At 68.8% G+C, this 7,815-nt stretch carries 6 protein-coding genes; 3 read left to right on the forward strand and 3 right to left on the reverse strand.

The annotated features are described in order from the left end of the window. Window positions 1–175: 175 nt before the first annotated feature. Genes AB0F44_RS11110 through AB0F44_RS11120 form a run of 3 tightly spaced genes read right to left on the reverse strand, consistent with a single transcriptional unit; the run spans window position 176 to window position 4,386 of the window. Window positions 176–2,899 carry an ATP-binding protein gene (locus tag AB0F44_RS11110; RefSeq protein ID WP_357355325.1) on the reverse strand — a complete coding sequence of 908 codons (2,724 nt, stop codon included), beginning with the start codon at window positions 2,897–2,899 and terminating at the stop codon, window positions 176–178. After that, window positions 2,896–4,080 (reverse strand): hypothetical protein, encoded by a 1,185-nt coding sequence (locus AB0F44_RS11115; protein WP_357355327.1) that lies wholly within the window; start codon window positions 4,078–4,080, stop codon window positions 2,896–2,898. The genes AB0F44_RS11110 and AB0F44_RS11115 overlap by 4 nt, the downstream gene beginning before the upstream one ends. A 39-nt stretch (window positions 4,081–4,119) precedes the next feature. Then, window positions 4,120–4,386, reverse strand: coding sequence for a hypothetical protein (locus AB0F44_RS11120; protein WP_091043078.1), 267 nt, complete (start codon window positions 4,384–4,386; stop codon window positions 4,120–4,122). A gap of 468 nt (window positions 4,387–4,854) precedes the next feature. On the opposite strand from AB0F44_RS11120, the gene AB0F44_RS11125 reads away from it, so the two are divergent. From AB0F44_RS11125 to AB0F44_RS11135, 3 genes are all read left to right on the forward strand, one after another. Beyond that, on the forward strand, window positions 4,855–5,028 hold the full coding sequence (locus AB0F44_RS11125; protein ID WP_160025706.1) for a hypothetical protein: 174 nt from the start codon (window positions 4,855–4,857) through the stop codon (window positions 5,026–5,028). A gap of 161 nt (window positions 5,029–5,189) precedes the next feature. Continuing rightward, window positions 5,190–6,455 (forward strand): MFS transporter, encoded by a 1,266-nt coding sequence (locus AB0F44_RS11130; RefSeq protein ID WP_357355328.1) that lies wholly within the window; start codon window positions 5,190–5,192, stop codon window positions 6,453–6,455. Between the two features lie 225 nt (window positions 6,456–6,680). Further along, window positions 6,681–7,691: a type IV toxin-antitoxin system AbiEi family antitoxin domain-containing protein gene (locus AB0F44_RS11135; RefSeq protein ID WP_357355329.1), complete on the forward strand. Its 1,011-nt coding sequence runs from the start codon at window positions 6,681–6,683 to the stop codon at window positions 7,689–7,691. Window positions 7,692–7,815 lie beyond the last annotated feature (124 nt).

Below are 7,815 nucleotides of genomic sequence, written 5' to 3' on the forward strand. Positions count from 1 at the left end.
GCATCGCTCACACCCGAGAGCCCACCCGTCGGATCGAACGGGATCGGAATGTCGATCCCCCTCGGCCCCGCAGCCGCCGCCGGTCCGGCGACGGACAGAAGAGCCACTACGAGTACGACCAGGGCAGCCGCCCTACGGCGCAGGGCTGTCCTGTGGTGAGCGGGGCGCGGCGGCATCAGCCGATCCCATCCCCGGAAAGCTCGGTCTTGGGAAGGTCGGTCGGGTCGCCGCCGATGGCTCGGCTGACGCGGCGGGTGGGGTCGGCGGTGGTGTTGAGCGCCTCCTGCAGACCCGGGTGATGGTTGAGGGTGACCTTGATGATCTCCATGCCGCCGTGACCGGTGTCGCCACCGAGGCCGTCGCGGTAGATGAACTCGCGGTAGCCGAGCTGCTCGTCGCCGCGCCTGGTGCGCGGCGAGAGCCGCGCCAGGATCGACTCGTAGCCCAGTCCCTCGGGCTTGCCGAGCAGCTTGAGCGCGTCGCGCTGGGCGGACTCGTCCTGCGTACGTCCCACGAAGGCCGCCCCGACGAAGTTGTTGATGTCGGAGCCCAGGATCGCGGAGGCGTTCTGGGTGGAGACCAGCGCGGCACAGTTGTTCTTGCGGGAGTCGCTGGAGAGCTTGTGGACGAGGGCGCGACCCGTGCCGCCCGAGGCCTGGGTGATCTCGTGGGCCTCGTCGAGCGCGAACAGCTTTCGATCGTTGGGGTCGCTGCGGTAGATCAGGTGCAGCGCGGACCAGGCGGCGAGGGTCATGATCGGGCGCGCCATCTGCTCCTCGGCGCTCCACTCCTCGCGCGGCACGTGCTCGGGCGGGGTGGTGAGTCCCTTGAGGTTGTAGAAGGTGAACGGCGTGCCCTTCAGCTCCTCGTCGGACTGGAGGAAGTCGTTGCCGAAGAAGAGGCGGCCGAGCTCGCGCTCACGGGCGGCGGCGAGCTCGCGGCCGATCTCGTGGTCACCGCCGTCGCCCTCGAAGAGCATCTTCACGATCGTCGAGGTGTCGGCGCCACGGTCGGCCTGCGCCTCCATCACGCGGGCGCGGATGCGCTTGAGCACCTCTTCGTTGTTGGCCAGTCCGACCGGGAGGCAGGCACGGAGCACCGAGACGGTCAGGTCGCGGCGCTGCTGTACGGCGGCCGACCGCTCCCGGTGGAGCCGCTCGGCGAACTCGTGGTCCGACATCGCCTCGGCGCGGATCAGTTCCGGGTTGGGGTCGGGCACGACGGCGTACGGCGACAGGCTTCCCGGCCGACCGCCGAGGACGTCCACGCTGCGGGCGCGGGCCGGCACCTGCCGGCCGTTGAAGACGCCGCCGCCGATCTCGGGCAGGGTCATCAGCCGCTGCAGCCGGCCGGCCGGGTCCATGGCGACGCCGTGGATGCCGGACAGGATCGACATGTAGATGACGACGCCCATCAGGGTCGACTTTCCAGAACCGGGCGTGCCGACGAGCGGGATCAGGCCCGCCTGCTCCATGACCTCGGTGAGGTACCACGGGTCCATCAGCACAGCCCTCGACGCCATCGCGGAGGTCTCGCCGAGGTAGAAGCCGCGCTTGTCGCCGACCTCCGCCGTGACCGCCGGGAGCCCGGCGGCGACCTTGAGGACCGGGAACTTCCGGGCGTGGGCGGTCGAGGCGAGCGGCTCGCCCGGGACGAACTCGCGAGCCAGGTGATACTGCCCCAGCTGGCGGGTGATCTTGATCTGCGGCCGGTAGAGGTCGACGACCTTCTGCGCCTTGTCGAGTGCCTCCGCCTCGGTGCGGCCGGTGACGGCGATCCGGTACCAGCCCCTGGTGCGGGTGGACAGGCCCGTGAACTCCGAGCGCATCTCGTCCTCGACGTCGGCGGCTCGGCCGGCCTGGCGGGAGAGCTGCTTGGGAGGGCGCTTGCCGTGGTCCTCGGACCAGTGGCTGACCTGGCCGTCGATGCGGCGGGTCAGGGACGCCATCTCGCGGGAGACGTCCTCCGGCGAGCGGGGCTCGACCCGGAACGACCACTCCACCGGGAAGCCGAGCGCGTCGGTCTTCGCCATCCACGGCGCATGGGTCTCCGGGACCTCGATGTCGCCGATCCGGGAGACCGTCAGCACGCACACATGGCTGGTCTCCTGGCGGCCGCCGATGCTGCTGGTGACCTGCACCGTCGGCGCCAGCGGCTCGGCCGACCAGCCGACCGACTCGAACCACTCGGCCATGTCGTCGGTGTCGAGGAAGTTCTGCTGGGCCTCGCCCGGCTCGGGCACAGGGATCTTGGCGCCCAGGGAGAGCGAACGGGCGATCATCCACTCCATGTCGTGACCGAGCGCCGGCCGGGCTGAGAAGCCCGGACGCGACATCACTCGGTTGACCGTGTCGAGGCGCTCGCTGATCGCGGCCATCTCGCGCTCGGCCGCGCTCGCGGAGAACTTCGCCAGGGTCCGCACCGTCGCATCACGCCGGCCGAGGTCGACGCCGTAGTAGACGAGCTTGTCGGCCTGGCTGTGCGCGGCCATGTGGGCCTGGTTGCGCGCCATCATCTCCTCGAACCCGGGCTGCGGGTGGGGAGCGTTGGCGAACGCGGCATGCGCCCAGTGACGTACGGGATAGGGGCGGGTGGTGACCCGGCCGTGGATCGTGTTGCCGACCAGGTCGGCCAACTGGCTCGCCTGGTCGGTAATCAGGGCCTCGAGGTCGGAGTGGGCGCGGAACGACCAGGTCTGCGGCTCGGCGAGGTACCAGGCGATGATGCGGTCGCTGGTGAAGGTCAGGTGACCGCGCACCTCCTCCAGCGCCCAGTTGTCGCCTCTGGGCTCACGGGCGCCCTTCGAGTCGTCGCCGCCCCGGCCGAAGACGCTCTTGCGTCCCGGCTTGGGCTTCTCGAAGCCAGGCCCGTAGGCCCGCTCCGCTCGCGGCCGCCTCATGCGGTTCCTCCGTCGTTGGGTGCGTCGTCGCCGTTGAGGCGCTTGCGGTAGTCATCCACACTCTGCGGACGCTGGTCAGGCATCCCCTGCTCGTCCTGATTGTCCCTGGGACGCGTACGTCCCGAGGGCGCATCGTCGAAGTCGTCCCATCCTTCGGCGTCGTCCCATTCGTCGCCGTCGTCGAACGTCGGCTCCGGCGCGATCACCACGGCCGGCCTGACCGCGTGCGAGAGCGGCTGCCGAGCCGGCTTGGGCGCGGGCTCAGGCGCGGGCTGCTCAGGGGCGGGCTTCGGTGCGGCCTGCGGGGCAGGCTGCTGGGCCGCCGGGGCCGGCGAGGGCGGTGGCGGAGGAGGAGGCGGGGGTGGCGCAGTGGGCGGGGCCTGCTGGGCTTTCGGCGGAGGCGGCGGTGCTGCGGAGGCGGCGGTCTCTGCGGCCGGAGCCGGGGGCGCGGGCGGCGCGGGCTGCTCCGGCTCCTGCCGGGCCTGCCACGGCGCGCCACCCTTCCACGGTACGTCGCGGGGCTCACGCGGCGAGGAGGACGGCCGGCTCGACCAGCCGCCCTTTGCCGGACGTACGCCAGTGGGGTGCTGCTGCCTCGCAGGCTGGGCCTCGGGCTGGACCGAGAGGTGGGCCGGGAGCGGCTCCTCGACGACCTTCGCCTCGATCACGGGCCGCACGGGGGCGGCCTTGCCGCGCACGGGCTGGCTCTGGACGCTCGGGGTCGAGGTCACGACCGTCGCCTGCAGCATCCTCGGCGAGGGGGTTGCGCCCGGCTGCTGCGCGAACCGCCGGCCGGGTCGTCGCATGGCCTTCGCCCAGCCACCCCGTGGGCTCGTGGCGTGCCGGAAGGCGACAGCCGCGCCGCCTGCGTACTGGGCGCTGGTCTCCACGCGCGGCGTGGTCAGCTCGTGCCAGAAGGTCATCAGCCAGGCGCCGGCCGAGCTCTCCGAACTGATGTAGTCGGAGGCCTTCATCGAGAGGTAGGAGGCGCCGATCAGCCACAGCCCCATGCTGAGCAGCGTCACCGGCATCCCGAGCTTGCGGAGCAGCACAAGCGTCAATGGTGCGATCACCAGAAAGAGGAAGATGGTGCGATAACGCATCTCCCCGATGTAGCGACGAGGGGGACCGAGATAGGTCTGGTCGACCTCGTACAGCTCGTCGTCGTCAGGCAGCCTCATCCCCGAGATCCCTCCCTGGGTTAGCTAACGGGACCGAGTTCACCCCTTGAAGAGACCAGCCATCCACTGACCCAGGTCCGTGGCGTTGTTACCCACGGCCAGGCCGAGGACGCCGAGACCGATGATCAGGCCACCCACGATCGTGACGGCCTTGGAGATGTTGCCGCTGCGGGCAGCCCACAAGACCGTGACGCCCAAGATCAGGACGACGAGCGTGATGATGTTGTCGGTGATCCACTCGGCCAGGCCGCCGGTGCCATACTCGGCGGCTTGAGTCGTACTTTGAATCAGCTGGTGCGGTGCCATTGTTCTGCTCCCTTTCCCGAGGTGAGGTGTGATTGCCAGATACGTCCGGAAGTATTCGGTTGTCCCGCCCGGCGCAGCCCCATGCGGCACCGGTGGGTGGGGGCGCCTTGCCCCTCCCGCGGGCTGACGCAAACTCCCGGGCATCGGCATTCTGGACAAACGCCACCGCCATGTGAGACGAGCGTAGTCGCCAGACCGCCGTAGCGCACCTCGTTCCACCTGACGACACGTGCACACCGCGCGCGTAGGTGCGCACGTCGGACTCGCCTCAACAGCCGTCATGCCGCACACTGGACCGCTGGGCGCGACACTGTCCCGCTCAGTGGTCTCCTTCGCCGAATTCTTGCGAGGGGAGGCTAACTTCAGGGAATCTATATCCCGGGGCAACCTCGCGAGTTTCGCGCGCTTGCGTCTGGATTCGCGAATTCACTCCACATTCAATCGGATTTCTCGGGAGGACGAGCTCACATGGACAAGAAGAAGATCTTCATCGTCATCGGCGCCCTGTTCGTCGGGTTCTGGCTGTTCACCGATCCGCAAGGGCTGACCAGCACGATCTCCGCTATCGCCGGCGGCATCTGGGGCGTCACCACCGACGTCTTCGGCGGCGTGATCGGCACCATCGAGGGCTCCACCCGCTGACCTCGACCGCAACGTACGCCGACGCACGGGCGTCGGCGCGATGGACTCCTTTTTTCTCGCTGCCCGGTTTGGGGACCGATCAGCACAGATAACTGTTTGACGTCGAACACCGCGATGACAAGACTGCGCTTGTCTCGATGTCAAGATAGTTTGGAGTCGTCTTGTCCCCTCACTTCATCCGGTTGAGGGACAAGGTCCTCTCAGACGACCCGCTCATCCGGGCGATGTCGTACCAGTCGGTGTTGTCGGCCTTCGCCGAAGGCACCTTTCTCACCGGCTCGGCGGTCTTCTTCACCCAGATCGTCGGCCTCTCCGCCGCACAGGTCGGCCTCGGTCTCACGATCGCGGGCGTCGCAACCTTCTTGTTCGCCGTCCCCCTGGGCCGACTCGCGGATCGTCTGGGCACCCGGTTCAGCTGGATCGCCGGTGCCGTCCTTCAGGCGCTGCTGTTCGGCGCATGGGTGCTGGTCGGCAACTTCGCCGCGTACGTCGCCGTCGAGGTGCTCCTCGCGCTCGCCTCCTCCTGGCAGCGGTCGGGTCGCGACGCCTACCGGATCTCGGTCTTCCCCGCGGCGACCCGGGTTCGCTCGTTCGCCTACATGCGTGCCGCCCGCAACGTCGGCTTCACGCTCGGCGCCCTGGCCAGCGGTCTGGCCCTGACCGCCGACTCGAACACCCTGATCAAGGCCGTCCCGGTGCTGACCGCCGTGGTGCTGCTGGTCAACGCCTACTGGATCTCGCGCCTCCCCCGCCTCGCCACCGCTGCCTCGCCCGGCGACCTGAAGCCGGACGTACGCGACCGCCTCGGCGCTCTGCGCAACCGCGCGTTCCTCGCGACAACCTTCTTCGACGGCGTGCTCGGCACCCACCAGGTCCTGCTCAACGTCGTCATCCCGCTGTGGCTGGTCCAGGAGACCGACGCCCCACGGGTGCTGCTGGCGTGGCTGTTCGGCACGAACACCGTCATGGCGGTCGGGCTGCAGGTGATCACCGCCCGCGGGGTGACCGACGTGGCGACGTCGCTCAAGGCGCAGCGCCGTGGTGCTCTCTGCTTCCTCGCCTCCTGCGCCATCATCGCGGTCACCCACGACACCGTCGGCCTGATCACGATCGCCCTCGTCTGGATCGGCCACGTGACCGTCACCGGCGCCGAGCTCTTCCAGTCCGCCGGCGAATGGGGCCTGATCGCCGACCTCTCCGACCCGGAGCACCGCGGCGACTACCAGGGCGCCGCCCAGGTCGGCCACACCCTCGGCACCGTCTGGGCCCCTGCGGCGTACACCTTCCTCGCCATGGAGCTCGGCCACCTCGGCTGGGCGATCATCGCGGGGATCATCGTCATCGCCGCGCTCGGCGTCCACCCCTCCGCCCGCGCCGCCGAGCGCTACCTTGCCCGTCGGACCCAGCCCGTCCCCGCGCCGGCGTAGCCGCTCCGGAGGTGGCTGCTCGCGGGGGCCGTTTCGGTGTAACACGTCGTTCGTAGGACTACTCGCCCTATCAGAACGACCGGATAGTCCTACGAACAGCGTGTTACACGCGACCGTCCGCGACCTCGGGCCACTCGCTCTCCACAGGCTCACCTCGTATCAGGGTTATCCACAGGGCGCCGTTGAGCGCCGGCGAGTGTCGGATCCGCGCCACAGGCTGTGGCTATGAACCCGCGTACCCAAGCGATCATGGCGGCCAACCACGGCCTCATCACTCGCAGCCAGGCACTTTCATCCGGCCTCGATCTCGACACGCTCCATCGACTCGTCGAAAGCGGCACATGGACGGCCGTACGCCGCGGCGTCTACGCCGAACGCACCTACGTCGAGGGCATCACCTTGCCCACAGACAGGCGGCGCCTCCTCGATCGGGCAGCCTGCGCGGCCATCACAGTCCCGTTCGTACGAAGCCACGAAACGGCGGCCCTCGAGCTCGAGATGGGCATCCTCCTACCCGTGAAGGCCCAGACCCATGTCACTCGCCAGCCCGTGGTCGGCACCCACAACAAGTGGGGCGTGAAGCACCACCTTGCGCCCTACTCCGAGGATCAGGTCGTGGAGGCGAACGGATTCAACGTGCTCGGTCCTGCCCGGACGGCGATCGACATCGCTCGCGAGCACGGCCGGCCGTACGGGGTCGTCGCCGTCGACTCCGCCCGGCGGATGGGCGTATCCGTCGACGAGCTCTGGGAAGTCCTCGAGCACATGAAACATTGGCCCAACCGCCGTCTGGCCCGGGAGGCCATCGAACTCTCGTACGCCGGGGCCGAGTCGGTTGGGGAGTCACTCACCCGGGACGTACTCGAAGAGCTCGGGCTGACCGGCATCGAGACCCAGTTCGAGATCACGGATGGCGTACGTACTGCTCGGTTCGATCTCCGGGTGGGCCGTCACATCTTCGAGTTCGACGGCCGGAGCAAGTATGTGCCCACCGCAGATGGCGGCCTGGCGCTCCGGTCCATCGACCACATCCTCGCCGAGGAGAAGACCCGACAGGACTGGGCCCACGGCTTTCATCTCGGCATGTCACGGGTCGAATGGGCCGATCTCTTCGGCCGGCAGCGCGACTACCTCAAGGACCGCCTGGATCGGGAGTACCTAGCCACCTGCCGAGCCTTCGGCACCGACATCTCAGACCTGGAGCGGTTCCGCGTACGTCGTTCGAGAGCTGCCTGATCCCGCGACGCCCCTGATGTAACACGTCGTTCGTAGGACTACTCGCCCTATCAGAACGACCGGATAGTCCTACGAACAGCGTGTTACAAGCAGACCCAGCGGCTCGAGGGCCTGCCGAACCCGA

Origin of the sequence: Nocardioides sp. NPDC023903 (assembly GCF_040639295.1) — a bacterium.
Classification (GTDB): domain Bacteria; phylum Actinomycetota; class Actinomycetes; order Propionibacteriales; family Nocardioidaceae; genus Nocardioides.

Excerpts from the sequence above, each read along its gene's own strand:
- AB0F44_RS11110 (WP_357355325.1), bottom strand. The coding sequence starts at position 2,899 with ATGAGGCGGCCGCGAGCGGAGCGGGCCTACGGGCCTGGCTTCGAGAAG.
- AB0F44_RS11115 (WP_357355327.1), bottom strand. The coding sequence starts at position 4,080 with ATGAGGCTGCCTGACGACGACGAGCTGTACGAGGTCGACCAGACCTAT.
- AB0F44_RS11120 (WP_091043078.1), bottom strand. The coding sequence starts at position 4,386 with ATGGCACCGCACCAGCTGATTCAAAGTACGACTCAAGCCGCCGAGTAT.
- AB0F44_RS11125 (WP_160025706.1), top strand. The coding sequence starts at position 4,855 with ATGGACAAGAAGAAGATCTTCATCGTCATCGGCGCCCTGTTCGTCGGG.
- AB0F44_RS11135 (WP_357355329.1), top strand. The coding sequence starts at position 6,681 with ATGAACCCGCGTACCCAAGCGATCATGGCGGCCAACCACGGCCTCATC.